Genomic DNA, 24,453 nt, shown 5'->3' with positions numbered 1-24,453 from the left:
CTGATTTCATTTCTGGAAAGACAGGGCCGAAATCATACGCCGTCTGCGCGCCGAGCACCATCGGCGCAACGGACCACGCTGCCATGGACGGCCAAGTTGCACATTCACGAACACAGAAGGGCTGTTGGCGGATAATATTGCATGTTGCTGTTTTTGAACCGTCCTGACTTACAACATGCGCCCAATGGATTTGACCCGCGACGAAACCCGCGAAGCCCCCACTGCTCCCGCTCCCGCCAGCCCGCCGCCCTCCCAGTTGCCGTACGCGGTGGCCATCTGGCTGCAGCGGGTCGACGCCGCCACGCATCCGAAGGCCAGGCTGGCGCCGGTCGATCCCGACCCGAAGGCCACCAGCTACAAGCTGATCTACGTGCTGGCACCGACGTCCGGTGGCCGGCACGTGGCGCTGGCACTGTACAAAGCGCGGCTGCGGCCGAATGGCGACGTGGCCACGGCCAGTCCCGTCAATGAAGTGTTCTCGCTGCTGTCCACGCCGCCCGCCTTCCTGGAGCCGGGCGACGAGGACCTGGTGCGTTTCTTTGTGGCAATGAGAACGGGACCGAATTCGCCGACCGGCAGTGCCACGGAACCGCGCGGCAAGATCGGCGCGGCCCTGCTGCAGATGCTGTCGGAGCAGGAAAAACTGCTATGGGCCAACTCCTGGGCGGACGTGGGCAACGGCCTGGTCTATCCGATGAAGGCCGGCCAGCAGCGCACCGCCAACCTGGCCTGGCGCGAGGAAGGCAAGGGGCTGCGGCTGGGCTGGAAGGTGGAAGAACCCGAGCATGCGGCAGCCAGCGCCCGCCACGCCGGCGCGGACCAGATCGACTACATGCTGCCCACCGAACCGCCGTGGTATATCGACAACCTATCGTGTGGCGTGCTGCACCTGAACCAGGGCGGCGCCGAGATCCCGCTGGCCGAACTGCAGGCGCTGGTCGCCCAGGCGCCGCTGTTGATGCCGAACGACAAGATGCGCGTGTCGCAGCTGCTGCTGGCGCATGGCCTGCAGCAGCTCATGCCGCTGCCGCAACCGCTGCCGCAGCGCCTGCGCGAGGACGTCAAGCCGCGTCCCATCCTGGTCCTGGATTCGGCCCAGCTGGCCGAGGGCACGGCGCAGAAATGGAACGACTACGCCGTGCTGTCGTACGACTACGACGGCGAGCGCGTGTCGTTCGATCCGTCCCAGCGCGTGGTGCGCCAGCGCGGCGACGTCACCGAGATCATCCAGCGCAACGAAGCGGCCGAAACGGCGGCGCTCGACACGCTGACGGCGCTGGGTTTCCGCAAGCCCACGGCGCTGCCCCTGTCCTCCGTGCGCGGCGGCCTGCTGCTGGCCGGCCAGGCCGACTGGATCCGCTTTGCCGAGTCCGGAATCGAGCAACTGCAAGCCGCGGGCTGGCAGGTGGAAAAGACCAGTAAATACCGCTACGACATGACGGCGGTGGAAGAGTGGTACGCCGAAGTCGAGGAAGAGGGACCGGACACGGGCAACGCCTGGTTCGAGCTGGAACTGGGCATCGCCGTGAACGGCGAGCGCGTGCCGCTGCTGCCCGTGCTGGTGCAGATGATCCGCAACATGCCGAACGATTTCAGCACCAAGGCGATCGCCGCCCATGGCGAAACGGACCAGATGCTGGCCACCCTGCCGGGCGGCGCACGCGTGGCGCTGCCGTGGGCGCGCCTGAAACCGATCCTCGGCACCCTGGGCGAGCTGTACTTCAACGACAAGATCCGCCATGCCGTCCGCATGGCCACGCTGGACGCGGCCCGGCTCGACGAGCTGGCCCGTACCGGCGAATTTAACTGGACCGGCGGCGAAGAGCTGCGCGACATGGGCCGCCGCCTGAACCAGTTCTCGGCCGTGAAGCGGGTGCCCACGCCGGCCGGCCTGCAGGCCACCCTGCGCGACTACCAGAGCGAAGGCCTGGCCTGGATGCAGTTCCTGCGCGAATACGGCCTGGCCGGCATCCTGGCCGACGACATGGGCCTGGGCAAGACGGTACAGACCCTGGCGCACATCCTGGTCGAGAAGGAGTCGGGCCGGATGACGCACCCGACCTTGGTGATCGCCCCCACTTCGCTGATGGGCAACTGGCAGGATGAGACGGCCCGCTTCGCCCCGAACCTGAAGGTGCTGCTGCTACAGGGCAAGGACCGTGCCGAACTGTTCGACAAGATCCCCGAGGCGGACCTGGTGCTGACCACCTATGCGCTGCTGCCGCGCGACGAGGAAAAGCTGCGCGAGCACGATTTCCACATGGTGATCCTGGACGAATCGCACTACATCAAGAACACCCGCTCGAAAGCGGCCCAGAGCGCCGGGCTGCTGCGCACCAAGCACCGGCTGTGCCTGTCCGGCACGCCGCTGGAGAACCACCTGGGCGAACTGTGGTCGCAGTTCCACTTCCTGCTGCCGGGCCTGCTGGGCGATGAAAAATCGTTCAACTCGCAGTTCCGCCACCCGATCGAGCGCCAGGACGACCCGCAGCGCCGGATGTTATTGAACCGCCGCATCAAACCGTTCCTGCTGCGCCGCACGAAGGACAGCGTGGCGAAGGAGCTGCCGCCAAAGACGGAGATGGTGCGCAAGGTCGAACTGACGGGCGCCCAGCGCGACCTGTACGAAACCGTGCGCCTGGCGATGGACCAGAAGGTGCGCGAGGAAATCGACCGCAAGGGCGTGGCGCGCAGCCAGATCGTCATCCTGGAAGCGCTGCTCAAGCTGCGCCAGGTGTGCTGCGATCCGCGGCTGGTGAAATCCCTGTCGGCCCGCAAGCAGCAGGCGGCCGGCTCGGCCAAGCTGGCCGACCTGATGCAGATGCTGGAAGACCTGCTGGAAGAAAACCGCAAGATCCTGGTGTTCTCGCAGTTCACGTCCATGCTGGAGCTGATCCAGGAAGAACTCGATTCGCGCGACATTCCGTACGCGCTGCTGACCGGCGAGACGCGCGACCGCGGCGCCCAGGTGGCCGCGTTTCAGCAGGGCGCCGTGCCGATCTTCCTGATCAGCCTGAAGGCGGGCGGCGTGGGCCTGAACCTGACCGCCGCCGACACGGTGATCCACTACGACCCGTGGTGGAACCCGGCTGCCGAGCAGCAGGCCACCGACCGCGCCTGGCGCATCGGGCAGGACAAGCCCGTGTTCGTTTATAAACTGATTGCCAAGGGCACGCTGGAGGAAAAGATCCAGGTGCTGCAGCAGAAGAAGGCCGACCTGGCGCAGTCCGTGCTGGCCGAAGGCGAGTCGCAGAAGATGGCGCTGACGCAGGAGGACCTGCAGCAGATCTTCGCACCGCTGGCGGACTGAGCGGGCCATGGACGCCGCCGACTTTGCGTTACTGCTCGAGCATGCCGGTGATGTGCACTGGCTGCTCGACTGCGCGACCGGCACGCTGCTGTACGTGAGCCCGGCGGCGGCACGGCGCCTGGGCTGCACGCCGGAGGAGGCGCTGGCGCGCTCGCAGACGCTGGCGGCACCCTTGCGGCAGGATCTGCCGGCGCGGCTCGTTCGCCATGCGCAGGGCGATGCCACCCGGCGCACCGTGCGGCGCGATACCGAGCTGCACGGCATTCCCGTCGAGATCGAGTCCACGCTGGCCGACACGCCGGCCGGGCTGCGGCTGGTGGGCATCGTGCGCGACATCTCGGCCCGCGTGGCGCTGGCCGAGCAGCAGAAGAAGTTCGCGTCGATGCTGTCGCACGAGTTCCGCACGCCGCTGTCCACGATCGATGGGGCCATCCAGCGCCTTGTCATGACGGGCACGGATGCGGACGAGGCAACCCGCAAGCGCTACCACAAGATCCAGGGCGCGACGGACCGACTGTTGGGAATGATCGAAGAGTACCTGTCGCCCGACCGGCTGGCAGCGATCGGCCGGCAGAAGCAGGAAACGGGCATCGCGCCGGCTGCACTGCTGGAGGCGGCAGCACAGGCGGCACGCGAACGGCGCGCCATGATCAAGGTAGAGGCCGCCGGTGCGCCGGACTGGATCCGCGCCGACCCGGCCGGCCTGCGCATGTGCGTCGACCTGCTCCTTGATAACGCCCTGAAATACAGTCCCGCGCATACCGAAATCGTCCTGCGAGCAGGCCGCGCGGCGGTGGGCGGGGTCGAATTCGTCGTATACGATTCCGGCCCGGCCATTCCGGAAGATGAGCTGCCGCGCCTGTTCGACAGGGGCTTTCGCGGCAGTGCGGCAGGCAACGTGGCCGGTTCGGGACTTGGTTTGTATATGGCAAAAGCGGTTGCCGAAGTGCATGGCGGCAACGTCTCGGTGGAAAATGTTCCTGAAAGCGGCAAGAAGTTCAGGATTTGGTTGCCAACGGTGGCTTAAGCCTTGCGCCGACTGGTTACTGCCGTGATAATTCAGTAGCGTAACAACAGCAAGAATGGCGCATCGATGACGCAGATACTGATCGTGGAAGACAACCTGGAATACGCCGAGGAAATGGCGGATTACCTGGCTGAAATGGGGCACGGAGTCAGCATTACCAACAATGCCGGAGAAATGTGGTCCGCATTGAGCCAGGGGACTGTCGGCGTCGTCGTGCTGGATCTCGGTCTGCCGGACGAGGACGGCATCAATGTGATCCCCCGCATGCGGCAGCTGTATCCACAGATCGGCCTGCTGGTGCTGACGGGCCGCGTCAATTTCGACAGCCGCATCCTCGGCCTGCGCCTGGGCGCCGACCACTATCTGACCAAGCCGATCAAGTTCCCTGAACTGGCCGCGCATATCGAGGCACTGGACCGGCGCGTCGGTCCCCAGGAGCCCGTGTCGATCCCCAGCAAGTGGACGCTGCGGCTGTCCGCCCGCCAGCTCGAACTGCAGGGCCAGGCCATCACGCTGACGGAAAAGGAATGCAATTTCCTGCATCTACTGACGATCAACACGCGGCCCGTGCCGCGCCAGGTGATCGTGGCAGGCATCGGCGGCGACGATCCGGATGCCGGCCGCCGCGTCGACATGCTGGTCTACCGCCTGCGCAAGAAGGCCCGCACCGGGCTGGGCCAGGACCTGCCGCTGCGCAGCGCCTATGGCGAGGGCTACAGCCTGTCCGCCAGCTTCAATCTGTCCTGAGTAAATCTTATTGGGGACAGGGTGGGGCGGTCGGGGTATCATTGCCGCTCCTGCCATTCCCGCCATCCCCTGCCGCGTCTCCCATGGCCCGCCTGCCCCGTCTCATCGTTCCGTCGCAACCCCATTACCTGATCCAGCGGGGCCTGAACGGCACGCCCGTGTTCCAGGACGACGACGACTACACGGCCTTCCTCGGCTGGCTGCGCACGGCAGCGCGCACGTACAAGGTGGCGATCCATTCCTATGTGCTGCTGCCGGACCAGTTGCACCTGCTGCTGACGCCGTCCGATGAAGAAGGCCTGGGCCAGATGATGCAGTGGCTGGGCCGCATTTATGTTCCGTACTACAACCAGAAATACGGCCGCGCCGGGACGCTGTGGCACGGGCGGTACAAGACCTCCGTCGTCGAAGCCAGGGATTTCCTGCTGGCCTGCAGCCGTTATATGGAACACGCACCGGTCCGCACCGGCCTCGTCGCGCAGGCGGAGCAGTACGGCTGGTCCAGCTATGGCCACCATGCCGGCCAGCGCACGGACGGCACCATCACCGACCACCCCGTCTACTGGTCGCTCGGCAACACGCCGTTCCAGCGCGAGGCGGCCTACATCGAACTCTCCAGTCAAATGCTGGGCGCTGCAGACATCAAGACCATCGAAGCCGCCGTCCTGAAGGGCTGGCCCCTCGGCACCGACCCCTACAAACACGCCCTCGAGCGCCAGGCCCAGCGCCAGATCCTCCCCGCCAAACGCGGCCGCCCTTTCAAGCGCCCCACCAACCCGTAGCATTCATACAACATCCCCCACCGGGGACAGTCCCCTTTTTTTGGAAATATTTTTCCAACCGAAAACACTGGCGCATTCCATTCGTGAACGCCGCTGCAGACCTCTCCTATGCAGGACTTAGGGAATAGCATGGTGGCAACAAAACTCACAGGCTTATTCTGGGCAATATTTCCAAAAAAAGGGGACAGTCCCCGTTTTTAGGAAATTTTGCTGGGGACTAAGTAGGAGAGGATGGGCAATTTTTCGTTTATTTGGACACGATCGCCAGATTAGTAGTACGCAAAAGCACTATGTCCCTATTTAATATTTTGCGTAACAGCGTTGCGAATAATTCGACTCCGACCCTAATTGTTAGGGTTGAGTTTTTTGGTGCGATGCACTACTCTCGATTTTCGTTTTTTAATATGCAAAAAAACCGGAGCCTTGCACGCCGCCACGGTGAGTGTTCAGGGCTCCGCAGCTTCGGAGAAGACCATGAACGCGCAAGGTTTGTACGACCCAGCCAATGAACACGATGCCTGCGGCGTCGGTTTCGTCGCCCATATCAAGGGCCAGAAGAGCCACTCGATCGTCGAACAGGGTCTGCAGATCCTGAAGAACATCGATCACCGCGGCGCGGTGGGTGCGGACAAGCTGATGGGCGATGGCGCCGGCATCCTGATCCAGGTGCCGGACCAGTTCTACCGCGACGAGATGGCCAAGCAGGGCATCGAACTGCCGCCGCCGGGTGAATATGGCGTGGGCATGGTCTTCCTGCCGAAGGAAAGCGCGTCGCGCATCGCCTGCGAACAGGAAATCGAGCGCGCCGTGCGCATCGAGGGCCAGGTCGTGCTGGGCTGGCGCAACGTGCCGGTCGATACCGAGATGCCGATGTCGCCGCTGGTGCGCGCGAAAGAGCCGGTGATCCGCCAGATCTTCATCGGCCGCGGCGCGGACATCATGGTCACCGATGCACTGGAACGCAAGCTCTATGTGATCCGCAAATCGTCCGGCCACGCCATCCAGGCGCTGAAGCTGCAGCACGGTAACGAGTTCTTCGTGCCGTCGATGTCGGCCCGCACCGTCGTCTACAAGGGCCTGCTGCTGGCCGACCAGGTGGGCGTGTACTACCGCGACCTGCAGGATCCGCGCTGCATCTCCGCGCTGGCGCTGGTGCACCAGCGCTTCTCCACCAACACTTTCCCGGAATGGCCGCTGGCCCACCCGTACCGCCTGATCGCCCACAACGGCGAGATCAACACCGTCAAGGGCAACTTCAACTGGATGCGCGCCCGCGAAGGCGTCATGAAATCCGCCGTGCTGGGCGAGGACCTGCAGAAGCTGTTCCCGCTGATCTACGAAGGCCAGTCGGACACGGCCTGCTTCGACAACGCGCTGGAACTGCTGCTGATGGCGGGCTATCCGCTGGCCCAGGCGATGATGATGATGATCCCGGAAGCGTGGGAAAACCACACGCTGATGGACGAGAACCGCAAGGCGTTCTACGAATACCACGCGGCGATGATGGAACCGTGGGACGGCCCGGCCGCCATGGCGTTCACGGACGGCCGCTACATCGGCGGCACGCTGGACCGCAATGGCCTCCGTCCGGCCCGCTACATCGTGACGGACGACGACCTGGTGGTGATGGCCTCCGAATCCGGCGTGCTGCCGATTCCCGAATCGAAGATCATCCAGAAATGGCGCCTGCAGCCGGGCAAGATGTTCCTGATCGACCTGGAAGCGGGCCGCATCATCGACGACAAGGAACTGAAGGACACGTATGCCAACGCCAAGCCGTACAAGGCATGGATCAACGCGGTCCGCATCAAGCTGAACAGCCTGAAACTGGCCGAGAGCCAGCAGCAGCACAACCTGGCCAAGTACAACGCGCAGGGCGAAAAACTGCCGGCCGCGCTGCTGGACCGCCAGCAGGCCTTCGGCTACACGCAGGAAGACCTGCGCTTCCTGCTCGCGCCGATGGCCGTCGCCGGCGAGGAAGCCACCGGCTCGATGGGCAACGACTCGCCGCTGGCCGTCATGTCCAACAAGCTGAAACCGCTGTACCACTACTTCAAGCAGCTGTTCGCCCAGGTGACGAACCCGCCGATCGACCCGATCCGCGAAGCGATGGTGATGTCGCTCGTGTCCTTCATCGGTCCGAAGCCGAACCTGCTGGACACCAACAACGTCAACCCGCCGATGCGCCTGGAAGTGTCGCAGCCGGTGCTGTCGTTCGACGACATGGAGCGCCTGCGCCACATCAGCGGCCACACGGGCGGCAAGTTCAAGTCCTATGAGCTGTCGATCTGCTATCCGCTGGCCTGGGGCAAGGAAGGCGTGGAAGCGTCGCTGGCCTCGCTGTGCGCGGAAGCCGTCGATGCGATCAAGTCCGGCCACAACATCCTGATCGTCTCGGACCGCGCCGTGTGCGCCGACCGCGTGGCGATCCCGGCGCTGCTGGCCACGTCGGCCATCCACCAGCACCTCGTCAGCAAGGGCCTGCGCGCCTCGACGGGCCTGGTCGTGGAAACGGGTTCGGCCCGCGAGACGCACCACTTCGCGCTGCTGGCCGGCTACGGCGCGGAAGCCGTGCACCCGTACCTGGCGATGGAAACGCTGGCCGACCTGGCGCACGCCATGCCGGGCAACCTCACGCCGGAACAGGCGCTGTACAACTACACGAAAGCCGTGGGCAAGGGCCTGATGAAGGTGATGTCGAAGATGGGCATCTCCACCTACATGTCGTACTGCGGCGCGCAGATCTTCGAGGCCGTGGGCCTGAACAAGTCCGTGATCCAGAAGTACTTCAAGGGCACCGCCTCGAACGTGGAAGGCATCGGCCTGTTCGAGATCGCCGAGGAAGCGCTGCGCCTGCACAACCTGGCATTCGGCAACGACCCGACGCTGGCCGATTCGCTGGATGCTGGCGGCGAATACGCCTACCGCGTGCGTGGCGAAGACCACCTGTGGACGCCGGATGCGATCGCGAAGCTGCAGCACTCGACCCGCGCCAACAACTTCAGCACCTATAAAGAGTACGCACAGATCATCAACGACCAGAGCCGCCGTCACCTGACCCTGCGCGGCCTGTTCGAGTTCAGGATCGATCCGTCGAAAGCCATTCCGCTCGATGAAGTGGAATCGGCCAAGGAAATCGTCAAGCGTTTCGCCACCGGCGCCATGTCGATGGGCTCCATCTCCACCGAGGCCCATGCCACGCTGGCCATCGCCATGAACCGCATCGGCGGCAAGTCGAACACGGGCGAAGGCGGCGAGGATGCGAACCGCTTCAAGAACGAACTGAAGGGCATTCCGATCAAGATGGGCCAGACGATGGCCGACATCATCGGCAAGGACCAGGTGGTCGTCGACATCCCGCTGCAGGATGGCGACTCGCTGCGTTCGCGCATCAAGCAGGTGGCGTCCGGCCGCTTCGGCGTGACGGCGGAGTACCTGAACTCGGCAGACCAGATCCAGATCAAGATGGCGCAGGGCGCCAAGCCGGGCGAGGGCGGCCAGCTGCCAGGCCACAAGGTGTCCGGCTACATCGCCACCTTGCGCTTCGCCGTGCCGGGCGTCGGCCTGATCTCGCCGCCGCCGCACCACGACATCTACTCCATCGAAGACCTGGCCCAGCTGATCCACGACCTGAAGAACGTGAACCCGCGCGCCTCGATCTCCGTGAAACTGGTGTCGGAAGTGGGCATCGGTACCGTCGCTGCCGGCGTGTCGAAAGCCAAGGCGGACCACGTGGTCGTGGCCGGCCATGACGGCGGCACGGGCGCTTCGCCCCTGTCGTCGGTGAAGCACGCCGGCACGCCGTGGGAGCTGGGCCTGGCCGAAACGCAGCAGACGCTGGTGCTCAATGGCCTGCGCAACCGCATCCGCGTGCAGGCCGATGGCCAGATGCGCACGGGCCGCGACGTGGTCATCGCCGCCATGCTGGGCGCGGACGAGATCGGTTTTGCCACGGCACCGCTGGTGGTGGAAGGCTGCATCATGATGCGCAAGTGCCACCTGAACACCTGCCCGGTGGGCGTCGCCACGCAGGACCCGGTGCTGCGCGCCAAGTTCCAGGGCAAGCCGGAACACGTGGTCAATTACTTCTTCTTCGTGGCGGAGGAAGCCCGTCAACTGATGGCGCAGCTTGGCATCCGCACGTACGACGAACTGATCGGCCGTTCCGACCTGCTGGACAAGTCGAAGGCCATCACGCACTGGAAGGCCCAGGGCCTGGACTTCTCGGCGATCTTCTACCAGCCGAAGGTGAACGAAGGCCTGTGCATCTACCACAACGAGGAGCAGGACCACGGCCTGGAAAAGGCGCTGGACCACAAGCTGATCGCCCAGGCCAAGGCCGCGCTGGAGAAGGGCGACCGCGTGTCGTTCATCTCGCCGGTGCGCAACCTGAACCGCACCGTGGGCACCATGCTGTCCGGCGAAGTGGCGAAGCGCTACGGCCATGCCGGCCTGCCGGACGACACGATCCACATCCAGCTGCAGGGCACCGCCGGCCAGTCCGCCTGCGCGTTCCTGGCGCATGGCATCACGATCGACCTCGTCGGTGAAGGCAACGACTACGTGGGCAAGGGCCTGTCGGGCGGGCGCATCATCGTGCGGCCGAACACGGAATTCCGCGGCTGGGCCGTCAACAACATCATCATCGGCAACACGGTGCTGTATGGCGCGATTTCCGGTGAGGCCTTCTTCAATGGCGTGGCCGGCGAGCGCTTCGCGGTGCGTAACTCGGGCGCCACGGCGATCGTCGAGGGGACCGGCGACCACGGCTGCGAATACATGACGGGCGGTACGGTCGTCGTGCTGGGTGCCACGGGCCGCAACTTCGCGGCGGGCATGTCGGGCGGCATCGCCTATGTGTACGACCCGGACGGCGATTTCGAGAAGCGCTGCAACCTGTCGATGGTGGGCCTGGAAAGCGTGCTGCCGGCGGCCGAGCAGCAGCTGGACAAATCCACCTGGCACGCCCAGCACCGCGATGGCACGCCGGAAGCGGACGAGACGCTGCTCAAGCGCCTGATCGAGCGCCACTTCAAGCACACGGGCAGCACCCGCGCCCGCATGTTGCTGGACAACTGGGCGGAGAGCCGCGGCAAGTTCGTTAAGGTCTTCCCGAACGAGTACAAGCGCGCCCTGATCGAGCTGGCCGACAACGCCGCGATCGAAGCGGAAACCCAGGCGATCGCCGCGTAAAGATAACGAGAAAGAGAACGAAAATGGGCAAAATCACCGGTTTCATGGAATTCGAGCGCCAGGACGAAAGCTACCTGGCCCCGGAAAGCCGCCTGAAGAACTACAAGGAGTTCGTGCTGAAGCTGACGGACGAGCAGGCCAAGGTGCAGGGCGCACGCTGCATGGACTGCGGCATCCCGTTCTGCAACTCGGGCTGCCCCGTCAACAACATCATCCCCGACTGGAACGACCTGGTGTACCGCCAGCACTACCGCCAGGCGCTGGACGTGCTGCACCAGACGAACAACTTCCCCGAGTTCACGGGCCGCATCTGCCCGGCGCCTTGCGAGAGCGCCTGTACGCTGGGCATCAACAGCGATGCGGTGGGCATCAAGTCGATCGAGCACAAGATCATCGACGAAGGCTGGGAACATGGCTGGGTCAAGCCGCAGCCGGCCGACCACAGGACGGGCAAGAAAGTGGCCGTGATCGGTTCCGGTCCGGCCGGCCTGGCGGCAGCACAGCAGCTGGCCCGCGCCGGCCACGACGTGACGGTGTTCGAGAAATCGGACCGTGCCGGCGGCCTGCTGCGTTATGGCATCCCCGACTTCAAGCTGGAGAAGTTCCACATCGACCGCCGCATCGAACAGATGGAAGCGGAAGGCGTGAAGTTCCGCCTGTCCACGCTGGTGGGCAAGGATTTCCCGGCCAGCGTCAACAACTGGGCCAAGGAAACCATCTTCCCGGAAGACCTGGAGAAGGAATTCGATGCCGTCGTCATCGCCGGTGGTGCGGAACAGCCGCGCGACCTGCCGGTGCCGGGCCGCGAGCTGAAGGGCGTGCACTTCGCGATGGACTTCCTGCCGCAGCAGAACAAGATCAACGCCGGCGACAAGGTCAAGGACCAGATCAAGGCCACCGGCAAGCACGTGGTCGTGATCGGCGGCGGCGACACGGGTTCCGACTGCGTGGGCACGTCGAACCGCCATGGCGCCACGGCGATCACCCAGTTCGAACTGATGCCGCAGCCGCCGGAACAGGAAAACAAGCCGCTGGTCTGGCCGTACTGGCCGACCAAGCTGCGCACCTCCTCGTCGCACGAGGAAGGCTGCGAGCGCGACTGGGCCGTCGCCACGAAACGCCTGGAAGGCAAGGGCGGCAAAGTGGAAAAACTGGTGGCCTGCCGCGTCGAATGGAAAGACGGCAAGATGGTCGAAGTGCCGAACTCCGAGTTTGACGTGAAGGCCGACCTGGTGCTGCTGGCGATGGGCTTCGTCTCGCCCGTGCAACAGGTGCTGGAAGCGTTCGGCGTCGAGAAGGATGGCCGCGGCAATGCCCGCGCCGCCACAGAAGGCACCAATGCCTACGTCACGAGCAAGCCGGGCATTTTTGCCGCCGGCGACATTCGCCGCGGCCAGTCGCTGGTGGTGTGGGCGATCCGCGAAGGCCGCCAGTGCGCCCGCGCGGTGGACGAGTACCTGATGGGCCACTCCGTCCTGCCACGCTGAGTCTAGAAAGTTGCATAAAAAATGGGGACAGACCCCCTTTTTCGGGAAATATTTCCTGGAAAATGGGGTCTGTCCCCATTTCTGAGGAAATTTCTTCAAAACAGGGGTCTGTCCCCGGTTTTGCCTTGCGGCGCATTAACACGCTTTGCCAATTGTAAATTACTGACTCAGCAGTTAGTAATGTTGTACTATTTACACCCGAAGCTGGGCTGCATGAGCGTCTTCGAAGGGCGCGCCGGCAGAGTATGAGCTTTCTGCATTACAATATGCCATCAAAAAATAAAGAGCTTCTGCCTTGGCAAACCTAGTCGAAATCCGCGATCTGCACTTCTCCTACGGGAAGCGGGCTATCCTCGCGGGCCTGCACATGGACTTCCCGAAAGGGAAGGTGATCGCGATCATGGGTGGCTCCGGCAGCGGCAAGACGACGGTGCTGCGCCTGATCGGCGGCCAGCTGCGCCCCAGCAAGGGCGAGGTCCGCGTCGATGGCCAGGTGGTGCACCAGCTCAAGACGAAGGAGCTGTACCTGCTGCGCCGCAAGATGGGCATGCTGTTCCAGCATGGCGCGCTGTTCACCGATCTCACCGTGTTCGAGAACGTGGCGTTCCCGCTGCGCGAGCATACCGACCTGCCGGAAGAACTGATTCGCGACCTGGTGCTGATGAAGCTGCACGCCGTCGGCCTGCGCAACGCGGCGAAACTGAAGCCGGGCGAGATTTCCGGCGGCATGGCGCGGCGCGTGGCGCTGGCCCGCAGCATCGCCCTCGATCCCCAGTTGATCATGTACGACGAGCCGTTTGCCGGCCTCGACCCGATCTCGATGGGCGTCACCGCCAACCTGATCCGCAACCTGAACGCCGCGCTGGGGTCGACGAGCATTCTCGTGTCGCACGACGTGAAGGAATCCTTCACGATCGCCGACTATGTTTATTTCCTGTCGCAGGGCAAGATCGTTGCCCACGGCACCCCGGCCGAGATGATGGTGTCCACCGATCCTTACGTCAAACAGTTCGTGCACGCCGAAAGCGACGGCCCCGTGCCGTTCCACTATCCCGGCAAATCGCTGGCGGATGACCTGGGCCTGGGAGGCCGCGCATGATCGGCCGCCGCCTGCTGGCCGGCGTCGGCAATACCGCGCGCGATTATGTGGAAAGCCTCGGCTACGCCACGCGCACCTTCTTCCAGATGCTGAAGCTGTCGCCGGGCATGATGCGCCGGCCCTACCTCGTGATCGAGCAGCTGCACTTCATCGGCAACCGTTCGCTGCTGATCATCACGCTGTCCGGCCTGTTCGTGGGCATGGTGCTGGGTCTGCAGGGTTACTACACGCTGACGAAGTACGGCGCCTCCGAATCGCTCGGCCTGCTGGTGGCTTTGGGCCTGACGCGCGAGCTGGGTCCCGTCATCACGGGCCTGCTGTTCGCGGGCCGCGCCGGCACGTCGCTGACGGCCGAGATCGGCCTGATGAAGGCAGGCGAGCAGCTGTCGGCCATGGAAATGATGGCCGTGAACCCGATCCAGCGCGTGCTGGCTCCCCGGTTCTGGGCCGGCGTCATCGCCGTGCCGCTGCTGGCCTCGATTTTTTCGGCGGTGGGCATCTTCGGCGGCTACCTGGTCGGCGTGAAGCTGATCGGTGTCGATGCCGGCGCGTTCTGGTCGCAGATGCAGGGCGGCATCGACCTGTGGAAGGACGTGTTCAACGGTTTCGTCAAGAGCGTCGTGTTCGGCATCGCGATCACCTTCATCTCGCTGTACCAGGGCTACGAAACGCGGCCGACGCCGGAAGACGTGGCCGGCGCCACCACCCGCACGGTGGTCGTGTCCTCGCTGATGATCTGGTGGCTGGACTTCATGCTGACCGCGCTGATGTTCAGCAAGTAACGTCCCACCGAAATACAACGAAGTTCCAGCAAGTTCAGTAATACGGTTCAGTAAATAACACTCGCGGCAATACCGACCGGCGCGAATGACCAAAAACCTTTAGGATAAGTTTTATGCAACGCAAATCTCTGGATGTGTGGGTGGGCCTGTTCGTCGTGTTCGGCGTGGCCGCGTTGATGTTCCTGGCCCTGAAGGCCGGCAACAACAGCACGTTCTCGCTGGCCAAGACCTATGAAATCACTGCCAAGTTCGACAACATCGGCAGCCTGCGTCCGCAGGCCGCGGTGAAGGCGTCGGGCGTGGTGGTGGGCCGCGTTGCGCAGGTGGCTTTCGACGACAAGTCGTACAAGGCTTCCGTGACGCTGGAAATGGATTCGACCTACAAGTTCCCGAAAGACAGTTCGGCCAAGATCCTCACGGCCGGCCTGCTGGGCGAGCAATACATCGGCATCGAGGCCGGCGGCGACGAGAAGAACCTCGTCCAGGGCGACAAGATCGCCCGCACGCAGTCGGCGGCGGTGCTGGAAGACCTGATTAATCAATTTATCTACAGCAAAGCTGCTGATGGAAAGGATGCAAACTGATGCGCCTTCAAGCCTCCACCCTGCTGAAGTTGGCAATCCCGCTCGTGGCCGTTGCCACGCTGTCCGGCTGCGCCGTCGGCCCGGACCGCCGCGACCCGATGGAAACCTGGAACCGCGGTGTCTTCAAGTTCAACGACACCGTCGACACCTACGCGCTGAAGCCCGTCGCCACCGGCTACAAGAACATCACCCCGACGTTCGTGCAGACCGGCGTGAACAACTTCTTCGGCAACCTGCGTGACGTGTGGACCGCCGGTAACAACCTCCTGCAGGGCAAATTCAAGGATGGCGCCTCGGACGTGGGCCGCGTGGCCCTGAACTCCACGCTGGGCCTCCTGGGCGTGATCGACATCGCTTCCGAAGCGGGCCTGCAGAAGCACAACGAAGACTTCGGCCAGACGCTGGGCAAATGGGGCGTGCAGTCCGGCCCGTACGTGATGCTGCCGCTGCTGGGCCCGTCGACCCTGCGTGACACGGTCGGCCTGCCGCTGGACTTCGCGGCCGATCCATGGACCTACAAGGATCCGACCCATGTGCGCAACATCGGCGTGGGCCTGCGCATCATCGACCAGCGCGCCGCGCTGCTGGATGCCTCGTCGCTGCTGGAAGATGCCGCGCTGGACCGCTATGAATTCATCCGCGATGGTTACCTGCAGCGCCGCCAGAGCCAGGTGTATGACGGGGACGTGCCGGAACAGAAAGGCGAAAACGTCCCGGACCAGCCGGCCGTGAACCCGACCGGCGATGGCGAGAAGCCCGCCGTGGCCCCGGCGCCGGACGTCACGCCTGCGCCAGCGCCTGAAACCACGCCTGCGCCAGCGCCGGCACAGTAAGCAGACGTAAGCGCCGTAAGCACAGGTAAGCGCAGCGACGCCGTCCAGCCCCGGTCGTTATAATCAACGGCCCGGCTGCACAATGGTCGCAGCTGCACCCTCCACTGAAAGGTAAACATGAAACTGCTCAAGCAACTGCTCGCCGTCTCCACCCTGGCCTTTGCCGCCACCGGTTTCGCCGCCGCCCAGGAAGCGCCGGACCAGCTTGTCAAGCGCATCAGCACCGACGTGCTGAACACCGCCAAGTCCGACAAGGACATCCAGAACGGCGACACCCGCAAGGTGATCAACCTGGTCGAAACGAAGATCCTGCCGTACGTGGATTCGGACCGCATGACGTCGCTCGCCGCCGGCCGTCACTGGCGCGATGCCACGCCGGAACAGAAGAAGGCCCTGTCGACCGAGTTCCGCACGCTGCTCGTCTACACGTACTCCGGCGCGCTGTCGCAGGTGCGTAACGAAACGATCGAGTTCAAGCCGCTGCGCGCCGACGCGGGCGACACGGAAGTCGAAGTGCGTTCGCAGGTCAACATGAGCCGCGGCGAACCCGTGCTGCTGAACTACCGCGTGGCGAAGAACGCCGACGGCTGGAAGATCTACGACATCAACGTGCTGGGCGCCTGGCTGGTGGAAACCTACAAGGGCACCTTCAACACCGAGATCAGCAAGGGCGGCATCGATGGCCTGATCAAGACGCTGGCCGCGAAGAACAAGCAGCTGGCCAGCCGTCCGCTGCAGACCAAGAAGCCGTAATACAATACGGGGCCGGCACATGCCGGCCCTTTCACTGCACAACAAGGTTCGAACCCGTGAACGACAGTGCCAACAACATGCTGTCCCTGACGGCCCTGACCGTCGACAACGCCACCGCCGCGCTGGAGCACGGCCTGGCCGCCATCCGTGCCGGCCAGGGCGAGTTCGACCTGCGCAACGTAGCGGCAGTCGATTCCGCCGCCGTGTCCGTGATGCTGGCCTGGCAGCGCGCCGCGCACGGCGCCGGCATTAACCTGCACCTCGTGAACCTGCCGCCGATGCTGCGCAGCCTCACCTCCCTGTATGGCGTTTGCGCCCTCGTTTCGCCCGAACTGGGCGAAGCTGCCTGCACCGACCACTCCCCGGTCGACCTGCAGCGACATTGACCCCCGCCTGCCCTCTTCGTTTTTGCCGGCCACGGCGTGGCCGCACCGAAATTCCCCTATAATTGACCGTTGTCCTTGCTAAAGGGACACCTGCCCGCCTGGTGCGCGGCCGCAGTCCAATGGCATCTGCCCAAACGAACGAACACGCATGACAGCAATCCAAATCAGTAATGTCCAGAAGCGCTACAAGTCGCTGCAGGCACTCGGTGGCGTGTCCCTCTCCATCGAGGAAGGCGAATTCTTCGGCCTGCTCGGCCCCAACGGTGCCGGCAAGACCACGCTGATCTCCATCATCGCGGGCCTGAACCGCGCGGATGCGGGCACGGTGCAGATCCATGGCCACGATGTCGTCTCCGACTTCCGCGCCGCGCGCCGCAAGCTCGGCGTGGTGCCGCAGGAACTGGTGTTCGACCCCTTCTTCACGGTGCGCGAAACGCTGCGGCTGCAGTCCGGCTACTTCGGCCTGCCGAACAACGACAAGTGGATCGACGAGGTGATGGAGAACCTCGACCTCACGAACAAGGCCGATACCAATATGCGCGCGCTGTCCGGCGGCATGAAGCGCCGCGTGCTGGTCGCGCAGGCGCTGGTGCACAAGCCGCCCGTCATCGTGCTCGACGAGCCGACCGCCGGCGTGGACGTGGAACTGCGCCAGACGCTGTGGAAGTTCATCTCGCGCCTGAACCGCGAAGGCCACACGATCGTGCTCACCACCCACTACCTGGAAGAGGCGCAGGCCATGTGCAAGCGCGTGGCGATGCTCAAGGCCGGCCAGGTGGTGGCGCTGGACACCATGTCCTCGCTGATCCGCAAGGTGGCCGGTTCGCAGCTGATCGTGCACCTGAAGGCGGGCGATATCCCTGACGACCTGCGCCACCTGGTGCTGCATGCGGAGCCCGTGGACAGCGGCAAGAAATACAGCCTCAAAGTGAACGAGTATTCGGAAGTGGAGCAGATCCTGGCCCGCCTGCGCGCAAACGGCGCCGTCATCGACGAGATGCAGCTGCAGCAGGCCGACCTGGAAGACATCTTCCTGCAAATTATGGAAAAGGGCGCACTGTGATCTCGACTGGTTTCCGCACCCTCGTCTACAAGGAAACGCTGCGTTTCTACAAGGTGGCGACGCAGACGATCGCCGCGCCGATCCTCACCGCCATCCTCTACCTGCTGGTGTTCGGCCATGTGCTGGAAGGCCGCGTGGAGGTCTATCCGGGCGTGTCGTACACGGCCTTCCTGGTGCCCGGTCTCGTGATGATGAGCGTGCTGCAGAATGCGTTCGCCAACTCGTCGTCGTCGCTGATCCAGTCGAAGATCACGGGCAACCTGGTGTTCGTGCTGCTCACGCCCCTGTCGCACTGGGAGATCTTCTCGGCCTACACGATCGCCGCCATGGTGCGCGGCATCGCCGTGGGCCTGGGCGTGTTCGTCGTCACCGCCTGGTTCGCCCACATGTCGTTCGAGGCGCCACTGTGGATCCTGGTGTTCGCGCTGTTCGGCGCCGCGATCCTCGGCACGATGGGCCTCATTGCCGGCATCTGGGCCGAGAAATTCGACCAGCTGGCCGCGTTCCAGAACTTCCTGATCATGCCGCTGACGTTCCTGTCCGGCGTGTTCTACTCCATCCATTCGCTGCCGCCATTCTGGCTGACCATCTCGCACCTGAACCCGTTCTTCTACATGATCGACGGCTTCCGCTACGGTTTCTTCGGCCAGTCCGACGTCAATCCGTGGACCAGCCTCGCCATCGTTGCCGCCTTCCTGGTGGCCCTGGCGCTGCTGGCCATCAGCCTGCTGCGCTCCGGCCGGCTGCGCCACTGATCTACCAAGCATTCAAGGAATCATCATGACCACGACCCCCGAAGCAATCCACGGCTACATCGCCGCCGGCATCGAGTGCACCCACCTGGAAGTGGAGGGTGACGGCCAGCACTTCACCGCCGTCATCGTCTCCAATGCGTTCGCCGGCAAGCGGCCGATCCAGCGCCACCAGATCGTCTACGCGGCGCTGGGCGACCGCATGCGCGAGGAGATCCACGCGCTGTCGATGAAGACGCTGACCCCCGAAGAATTCAAAGGCTGATAGGACCTCTCGCATGGACAAACTGCTCATCACCGGCGGCAAACGCCTCGTCGGCGACATCCAGATCTCGGGCGCGAAGAATGCCGCGCTGCCCATCCTGTGCGCGGGCCTGCTGACGGCCGGCGACCTGCAGCTGTCGAACGTGCCGAACCTGCACGACGTGGCGACGATGCTGAAACTGCTGCGCGCCACCGGCCTGTCGGTCGAGCAGGATGGCGACAAGGTCACGCTGAACGGTTCGCGGATCGATAAACTCGAGGCGCCGTACGAGATGGTCAAGACCATGCGTGCCTCGATCCTCGTCCTCGGCCCGCTGCTGGCCCGCTTCGGCGAAGCCAAGGTGTCGCTGCCGGGCGGCTGCGCGATCGGTTCGCGCCCCGTCGACCAGCACATCAAGGGCCTGCAGGCGCTGGGCGCCGAGATTTCGATCGATGGCGGCTACATCTATGCGAAAGCGAAAAAACTGAAGGGCACCCGCTTCGCCAGCGACATGATCACGGTCACCGGCACGGAAAACCTGCTGATGGCCGCCACGCTGGCCGAAGGCGAAACGATCCTGGAAAACGCCGCGCGCGAGCCGGAAGTGACGGACCTGGCCAACCTGCTGGTGGCCATGGGCGCGAAGATCGACGGCATCGGCACCGACCGCCTGGTGATCCAGGGCGTGCCGGCGCTGAACGGCGCCGCGCATGCCGTGATCTCGGACCGCATCGAAGCGGCCACCTTCCTGTGCGCCGTCGCGGCCACGGGCGGCGACATCACGATCCGCAACACCCGCACCGACATCCTCGATGCGGCGCTGGAAAAACTGCGCGAGATGGGCGTGCGGCTGACGGTGGGCGACACCTGGATCCGCGCGCAGATGAATGCGCGCCCGACGCCCGTGTCGTTCCGCACCACCGAGTACCCGGGCTTCCCGACCGACATGCAGGCGCAGTTCATGGCCGTGAACACGATCGCCGATGGTGGCAGCACGGTACAGGAAACCATCTTCGAGAACCGCTTCATGCACGTGCAGGAAATGAACCGCCTGGGTGCGCGGATCACCACCGACGGTAACCTGGCCACGATCACCGGCGTGCAGCAGCTGATCGGCGCGCCCGTGATGGCCACCGACCTGCGTGCCTCGGCCTCGCTGGTGATCGCCGGCCTCGCCGCGAAAGGCGAAACGCTGGTCGACCGCATCTACCACCTGGACCGCGGCTACGACCGCATGGAACTGAAACTGTCCGCCGTCGGCGCCAATATCACCCGCCTCAAATAAGCGTAACGAACCATGAATACCCAGGCAAGCCAGGCTGCCGACAGCTCGCAGCTGATCCTCGCGCTGTCGAAAGGCCGCATCTTCGAGGACACGCTGCCGCTCCTGGCCGCGGCCGGCATCACCGTCACGGAAAATCCGGAGACGTCGCGCAAGCTGATCCTGCCGACCAATGACCCGAACGTGCGCGTGCTGATCGTGCGCGCCAGCGACGTGCCGACCTATGTGCAGCATGGCGCGGCCGATTTCGGCGTGGCCGGCAAGGACGTGCTGTTCGAGCATGGCGGCGAAGGCCTGTACCAGCCGATCGACCTGAACATCGCGCGCTGCCGCATGTCGGTGGCCGTCAAGGCGGGCTTCGACTACGAGACGGCGGTGCGCCAGGGCGCCCGGCTGCGCGTGGCCACCAAGTTCACCGAGATGGCACGCCAGCACTTCGCCAAGAAGGGCGTGCACGTGGACCTGATCAAGCTGTACGGCTCGATGGAGCTGGCGCCGCTGGTCGGCCTGTCCGATGCGATCGTCGACCTGGTCAGCACCGGCAGCACGCTGCGCGCCAACAACCTGGTGGAAGTCGAGGAGATCATGGACATCTCGTCGCGCCTCGTCGTCAACCAGGCCGCGCTGAAACTGAAGCGCGCCCGCCTGCAACCGATCCTGGCAGCGTTCGAACGCGCCTCTGCTCAAGCGAAATAAATCATGATCCAACTCCGCAAGCTCGACTCCACCGCCATCGATTTCCAGGAAACGCTGGACGCGCTGCTCGCGTTCGAAGCAGAGACGGATTTCGCCATCGAACAGGCCGTCGGCGACATCATCACGCAGGTGCGTGCCCGCGGCGATGAAGCCGTGGTCGAGTACACCAACAAATTCGACCGCATTCCGAACGGCGGCGCGGCGGACCTGGGGGCGTTCGAGATCGGCCAGCATGAACTGGACGCGGCACTGGCCGCGCTGCCGGAGAAGCAACGCGCCGCGCTGCAGACGGCCGCCGAGCGCATCCGCGTCTTCCACGAACGCCAGAAGGATGAGCTGCAGGGCTTCAGCTACACCGAGGCCGATGGCACGGTGCTGGGCCAGCGCATCACGCCGCTGGACCGCGTGGGCATCTATGTCCCGGGCGGCAAGGCGGCCTATCCGTCGTCCGTGCTGATGAATGCCGTGCCGGCGAAAGTGGCCGGCGTGGGCGAGATCGTGATGGTCGTGCCCACGCCGGACGGCGTGAAGAACCAGATGGTGCTGGCCGCTGCCGCCATCGCCGGCGTCGATCGCGTGATCGGCATTGGCGGCGCGCAGGCCGTGGCCGCGCTGGCCTACGGCACCGAGTCGATCCAGCCGGTCGACAAGATCGTCGGCCCGGGCAATGCCTATGTCGCCGCCGCCAAGCGCCGCGTGTTCGGCACCGTGGGCATCGACATGATCGCCGGCCCATCGGAAATCCTGGTGATCTGCGATGGCACCACGGACCCGGACTGGGTGGCGATGGACCTGTTCTCGCAGGCCGAGCACGACGAGCTGGCCCAGGCCATCCTGCTGTGCCCCGATGCTGATTACATCGCGCGGGTGGAAGCATCGATCCGGAAGCTGCTGCCGACGATGCCGCGCCAGGACACCATCACCACGTCGCTGACGGACCGCGGCGCGCTGATCAAGGTGCGGGACATGGACGAAGCGTGCGAGATCGCCAACGCCATCGCCGCCGAGCACCTGGAGATCTCCGCCGAGGAACCGCAGCAGTGGGCGGACAAGATCCGCCACGCCGGCGCGCTGTTCCTGGGCCGCTTCTCGTCCGAATCGCTGGGCGACTACTGCTGCGGTCCGAACCACGTGCTGCCCACGTCGCGCACGGCGCGCTTCTCGTCGCCGCTGGGCGTGTACGACTTCCAGAAACGTTCGTCGATCCTGCAGGTCAGCGAGGCCGGCGCGCAAACGCTGGGCAAGGTCGCCGCGGAACTGGCGTACGGCGAAGGCCTGCAGGCGCACGCGCGCAGTGCGGAACTGCGAATGAAACCAGGGCCATGAAAACGGCAGGCGCAGAGTCGGTGGCCGGCGGCCTGCCTGCGCAAGCCGGGTCTGCGCCCGGCGCACCTGCCCCCTGGCTCGACAAAGTGTTCTGCGAGGATGCGCTGGAAGGGTTGCAGCGCATTCCCGACGGCACCATCGACCTGATCCTCACCGATCCGCCGTACAACCTGGGCAAGGATTACGGCAACGGCTCCGACCAGCAGAGCGAAGAGGCCTTCCTGGCCTGGACCGAGCGGTGGATCGATGCGGCGCTGCCGAAGCTGAAGGACAATGGCAGCCTGTACATCTTCACCACCTGGCGCTACTCGCCCGAGATCTTCGTGATGCTGAAGCGGCGCATGACGATGCTGAACGAAATCGTCTGGGACCGCCGCGTGCCGTCGATGGGCGGCAGCGTGCGCAGCTACTCGTCGGTGCACGACACGGTCGGTTTTTTTGTCCGTGGCAGGCAGTACTATTTCGACCTGGACGCGGTGCGCATCCCGTACGACGCGGCCACCAAGAAGGCCCGCTCGCGCTCCATCTTCGTGGGCGCGAAATGGCTGGAGCAGGGCTACAACCCGAAGGATGTGTGGAGCGTGTCGCGCCTGCACCGGCAGCATGCCGAGCGGGTCGACCACCCCACGCAGAAGCCCCTCGAGATCATCGAGCGCATGGTGAAGGCCTCGTGTCCGCCGGGCGGCGTGGTGCTCGACCCGTTCATGGGCAGCGGCACCACGGCCGTCGCCGCCCGCAACACGGGCCGCCACTTCACGGGCTTCGAACTGAATCCCGACTACTGCCGCATCGCCACCGAACGCCTCGCGCCACCCTCGGCCCAGCTATCACCCGCAGCCGCGGAGACACCGAGGTCTGACCCAACGGCTCGCGCACGCACCGCAGTCCGCGCCAAGACGCCGGGGTCTGACCCCGGCCTTTCGGCCCCGAAGCCGGTAAAACGCAAGCGCAAGCAGCCCAGCATTACTGAAACCACCGAATAAGCGAGCTCCCATGTCCCTCGACACCCTGATCACCAACACCATCCGCCCCGACGTGCGCAGCGATAAAAGCTACCACGTGCCGGATGCCAGCGGCTTCGTGAAACTGGATGCGATGGAAAACCCGTACCAGCTGCCGGAAGCGCTGCGCCGCGAACTGGGCCAGCGCCTGGCCGACGTGGCCCTGAACCGCTATCCGGCCGCCGCATATGGCCCGCTGAAGGAGCGCATCCGTGCGAAGCTGGGCATCCCGGCCGGCTACGATGTCCTGCTCGGCAACGGCTCCGACGAGCTGATCGCCATCATGGCCGCCGCCTGCGCGACACAGGAACGCGAGGACCGCCGCGCCGTCATGCTGGCCCCGGTGCCCGCCTTCGTGATGTTCCAGCGCTCGGCCCAGGTGGCCGGCATGGACTTCGTGGGGGTCCCCCTGAAGGCAGACTTCACGCTCGATCTTCCGGCCATGCTCGCCGCGATCGAACAGCACCGGCCCGCACTGATCTTCCTGGCCTACCCGAACAATCCCACCGGCAACCTGTTCGATGCAAACGACATCGAAGCGATCCTGCGCGCGCAGGGCGAGCGGGGCCTGGTGGTCGTCGACGAAGCCTATGAACCGTTCGCGCAGCAGAGCTTCATGCCGCGTCTGCCCGAGTTCGACAACCTGATCGTGATGCGCACCCTGTCCAAGCTGGGCCTGGCCGGCATCCGCCTCGGCTACATGTCGGCGGCACCGGCGCTGCTGGCGCAGTTCGAGAAAGTGCGGCCGCCGTACAACATCAACGTGATGACGCAGGCCGCTGCCGAATTCGCGCTCGACCATGTCGAGGTGCTGAACGAACAGGCGCGGCTGCTGCGCGAACAGCGCGCCGTCCTGACGGCCGCGCTGGCCGCGGTGCCGGGCGTGCAGGTGTACCCGTCCGCCGCCAATTTCATCACGATCCGGGTGCCGGATGCCGACAGCATTCATGCCAAACTGGTAACGCGTAAAATCCTGATCAAGAATTTAAGTAAAATGCACAGTGTGCTGGCGAACTGCCTTCGTGTTACCGTCAGCACGCCGGACGAGAACGCCGCTTTCCTCGACGCGTTGAACGCATCGTTGGCGGACAAATCCTAAACCCCAG

At 64.5% G+C, this 24,453-nt stretch carries 20 protein-coding genes; all 20 read left to right on the top strand.

The window, feature by feature from the left end; all coding sequences use genetic code 11:
* Nucleotides 1–184: 184 nt before the first annotated feature.
* The 20 genes from IP91_RS22085 (at nt 185) to hisC (ending at nt 24,446) form a co-directional block, all read left to right on the top strand.
* Nucleotides 185–3,310, top strand: a complete 3,126-nt coding sequence (locus IP91_RS22085; RefSeq protein WP_145652047.1) for a DEAD/DEAH box helicase — start codon at nt 185–187, stop codon at nt 3,308–3,310.
* Between the two features lie 7 nt (nt 3,311–3,317).
* Nucleotides 3,318–4,337: a PAS domain-containing sensor histidine kinase gene (locus IP91_RS22080; RefSeq protein WP_145652045.1), complete on the top strand. Its 1,020-nt coding sequence runs from the start codon at nt 3,318–3,320 to the stop codon at nt 4,335–4,337.
* A gap of 66 nt (nt 4,338–4,403) precedes the next feature.
* Entirely contained in the window at nt 4,404–5,084 is a 681-nt protein-coding gene (locus IP91_RS22075) for a response regulator transcription factor (RefSeq protein WP_145652043.1), read from the top strand.
* An 83-nt stretch (nt 5,085–5,167) separates the two neighbouring features.
* Nucleotides 5,168–5,866 carry a transposase gene (locus tag IP91_RS22070; protein WP_145652041.1) on the top strand — a complete coding sequence of 233 codons (699 nt, stop codon included), beginning with the start codon at nt 5,168–5,170 and terminating at the stop codon, nt 5,864–5,866.
* 474 nt (nt 5,867–6,340) lie between these two features.
* Nucleotides 6,341–11,059 (top strand): glutamate synthase-related protein, encoded by a 4,719-nt coding sequence (locus IP91_RS22065; protein ID WP_145652039.1) that lies wholly within the window; start codon nt 6,341–6,343, stop codon nt 11,057–11,059.
* A gap of 23 nt (nt 11,060–11,082) precedes the next feature.
* Nucleotides 11,083–12,546: a glutamate synthase subunit beta gene (locus tag IP91_RS22060; protein ID WP_145652037.1), complete on the top strand. Its 1,464-nt coding sequence runs from the start codon at nt 11,083–11,085 to the stop codon at nt 12,544–12,546.
* Nucleotides 12,547–12,841: 295 nt separating this feature from the next.
* Complete coding sequence (locus IP91_RS22055; RefSeq protein ID WP_145652035.1) at nt 12,842–13,645, top strand: ABC transporter ATP-binding protein; 804 nt, start codon at nt 12,842–12,844, stop codon at nt 13,643–13,645.
* Entirely contained in the window at nt 13,642–14,427 is a 786-nt protein-coding gene (gene mlaE, locus IP91_RS22050; RefSeq protein WP_145652033.1) for a lipid asymmetry maintenance ABC transporter permease subunit MlaE, read from the top strand. Before IP91_RS22055 ends, mlaE begins: the two co-directional genes overlap by 4 nt.
* A 113-nt stretch (nt 14,428–14,540) precedes the next feature.
* Nucleotides 14,541–15,011, top strand: a complete 471-nt coding sequence (mlaD, locus tag IP91_RS22045) for an outer membrane lipid asymmetry maintenance protein MlaD (protein ID WP_145652031.1) — start codon at nt 14,541–14,543, stop codon at nt 15,009–15,011.
* Nucleotides 15,011–15,844 (top strand): MlaA family lipoprotein, encoded by an 834-nt coding sequence (locus IP91_RS22040; RefSeq protein WP_145652029.1) that lies wholly within the window; start codon nt 15,011–15,013, stop codon nt 15,842–15,844. The genes mlaD and IP91_RS22040 overlap by 1 nt, the downstream gene beginning before the upstream one ends.
* A gap of 117 nt (nt 15,845–15,961) precedes the next feature.
* The gene (locus IP91_RS22035) at nt 15,962–16,597 is read left to right on the top strand and encodes an MlaC/ttg2D family ABC transporter substrate-binding protein (RefSeq protein WP_145652027.1); all 636 of its coding nucleotides are present in this window, start codon (nt 15,962–15,964) and stop codon (nt 16,595–16,597) included.
* Nucleotides 16,598–16,653: 56 nt separating this feature from the next.
* Nucleotides 16,654–16,983: an STAS domain-containing protein gene (locus IP91_RS22030; RefSeq protein ID WP_229474823.1), complete on the top strand. Its 330-nt coding sequence runs from the start codon at nt 16,654–16,656 to the stop codon at nt 16,981–16,983.
* A 148-nt stretch (nt 16,984–17,131) separates the two neighbouring features.
* On the top strand, nt 17,132–18,046 hold the full coding sequence (locus IP91_RS22025) for an ABC transporter ATP-binding protein (protein WP_145652025.1): 915 nt from the start codon (nt 17,132–17,134) through the stop codon (nt 18,044–18,046).
* Nucleotides 18,043–18,801: an ABC transporter permease gene (locus tag IP91_RS22020; RefSeq protein ID WP_145652023.1), complete on the top strand. Its 759-nt coding sequence runs from the start codon at nt 18,043–18,045 to the stop codon at nt 18,799–18,801. Before IP91_RS22025 ends, IP91_RS22020 begins: the two co-directional genes overlap by 4 nt.
* Nucleotides 18,802–18,826: 25 nt before the next feature.
* Nucleotides 18,827–19,063 (top strand): BolA family protein, encoded by a 237-nt coding sequence (locus IP91_RS22015; protein ID WP_145652022.1) that lies wholly within the window; start codon nt 18,827–18,829, stop codon nt 19,061–19,063.
* 13 nt (nt 19,064–19,076) lie between these two features.
* Nucleotides 19,077–20,327, top strand: a complete 1,251-nt coding sequence (murA, locus tag IP91_RS22010) for a UDP-N-acetylglucosamine 1-carboxyvinyltransferase (protein ID WP_145652020.1) — start codon at nt 19,077–19,079, stop codon at nt 20,325–20,327.
* A 12-nt stretch (nt 20,328–20,339) separates the two neighbouring features.
* Complete coding sequence (gene hisG / locus IP91_RS22005) at nt 20,340–21,020, top strand: ATP phosphoribosyltransferase (RefSeq protein ID WP_145652018.1); 681 nt, start codon at nt 20,340–20,342, stop codon at nt 21,018–21,020.
* A complete protein-coding gene (hisD, locus tag IP91_RS22000; RefSeq protein ID WP_145652016.1) occupies nt 21,021–22,346 on the top strand; it encodes a histidinol dehydrogenase in 1,326 nt (441 codons plus the stop codon).
* Nucleotides 22,343–23,329 carry a DNA-methyltransferase gene (locus tag IP91_RS21995; RefSeq protein WP_145652014.1) on the top strand — a complete coding sequence of 329 codons (987 nt, stop codon included), beginning with the start codon at nt 22,343–22,345 and terminating at the stop codon, nt 23,327–23,329. The genes hisD and IP91_RS21995 overlap by 4 nt, the downstream gene beginning before the upstream one ends.
* Nucleotides 23,330–23,339: 10 nt before the next feature.
* Nucleotides 23,340–24,446 carry a histidinol-phosphate transaminase gene (gene hisC, locus IP91_RS21990; RefSeq protein ID WP_145652012.1) on the top strand — a complete coding sequence of 369 codons (1,107 nt, stop codon included), beginning with the start codon at nt 23,340–23,342 and terminating at the stop codon, nt 24,444–24,446.
* Nucleotides 24,447–24,453: the final 7 nt, after the last annotated feature.

It is taken from the genome of Pseudoduganella lurida (assembly GCF_007830455.1).
In the GTDB taxonomy this organism is placed as follows: Bacteria; Pseudomonadota; Gammaproteobacteria; order Burkholderiales; family Burkholderiaceae_D; genus Rugamonas; species Rugamonas lurida.
This window is presented reverse-complemented; position numbering and strand designations above follow the sequence as displayed.

Excerpts from the sequence above, each read along its gene's own strand:
- IP91_RS22075 (WP_145652043.1), top strand. The coding sequence starts at position 4,404 with ATGACGCAGATACTGATCGTGGAAGACAACCTGGAATACGCCGAGGAA.
- mlaE (WP_145652033.1), top strand. The coding sequence starts at position 13,642 with ATGATCGGCCGCCGCCTGCTGGCCGGCGTCGGCAATACCGCGCGCGAT.
- IP91_RS22085 (WP_145652047.1), top strand. The coding sequence starts at position 185 with ATGGATTTGACCCGCGACGAAACCCGCGAAGCCCCCACTGCTCCCGCT.
- IP91_RS22035 (WP_145652027.1), top strand. The coding sequence starts at position 15,962 with ATGAAACTGCTCAAGCAACTGCTCGCCGTCTCCACCCTGGCCTTTGCC.
- IP91_RS22015 (WP_145652022.1), top strand. The coding sequence starts at position 18,827 with ATGACCACGACCCCCGAAGCAATCCACGGCTACATCGCCGCCGGCATC.
- IP91_RS21995 (WP_145652014.1), top strand. The coding sequence starts at position 22,343 with ATGAAAACGGCAGGCGCAGAGTCGGTGGCCGGCGGCCTGCCTGCGCAA.
- IP91_RS22080 (WP_145652045.1), top strand. The coding sequence starts at position 3,318 with ATGGACGCCGCCGACTTTGCGTTACTGCTCGAGCATGCCGGTGATGTG.
- IP91_RS22065 (WP_145652039.1), top strand. The coding sequence starts at position 6,341 with ATGAACGCGCAAGGTTTGTACGACCCAGCCAATGAACACGATGCCTGC.
- IP91_RS22070 (WP_145652041.1), top strand. The coding sequence starts at position 5,168 with ATGGCCCGCCTGCCCCGTCTCATCGTTCCGTCGCAACCCCATTACCTG.
- hisG (WP_145652018.1), top strand. The coding sequence starts at position 20,340 with ATGAATACCCAGGCAAGCCAGGCTGCCGACAGCTCGCAGCTGATCCTC.
- IP91_RS22040 (WP_145652029.1), top strand. The coding sequence starts at position 15,011 with ATGCGCCTTCAAGCCTCCACCCTGCTGAAGTTGGCAATCCCGCTCGTG.
- IP91_RS22025 (WP_145652025.1), top strand. The coding sequence starts at position 17,132 with ATGACAGCAATCCAAATCAGTAATGTCCAGAAGCGCTACAAGTCGCTG.
- hisC (WP_145652012.1), top strand. The coding sequence starts at position 23,340 with ATGTCCCTCGACACCCTGATCACCAACACCATCCGCCCCGACGTGCGC.
- murA (WP_145652020.1), top strand. The coding sequence starts at position 19,077 with ATGGACAAACTGCTCATCACCGGCGGCAAACGCCTCGTCGGCGACATC.
- IP91_RS22060 (WP_145652037.1), top strand. The coding sequence starts at position 11,083 with ATGGGCAAAATCACCGGTTTCATGGAATTCGAGCGCCAGGACGAAAGC.
- mlaD (WP_145652031.1), top strand. The coding sequence starts at position 14,541 with ATGCAACGCAAATCTCTGGATGTGTGGGTGGGCCTGTTCGTCGTGTTC.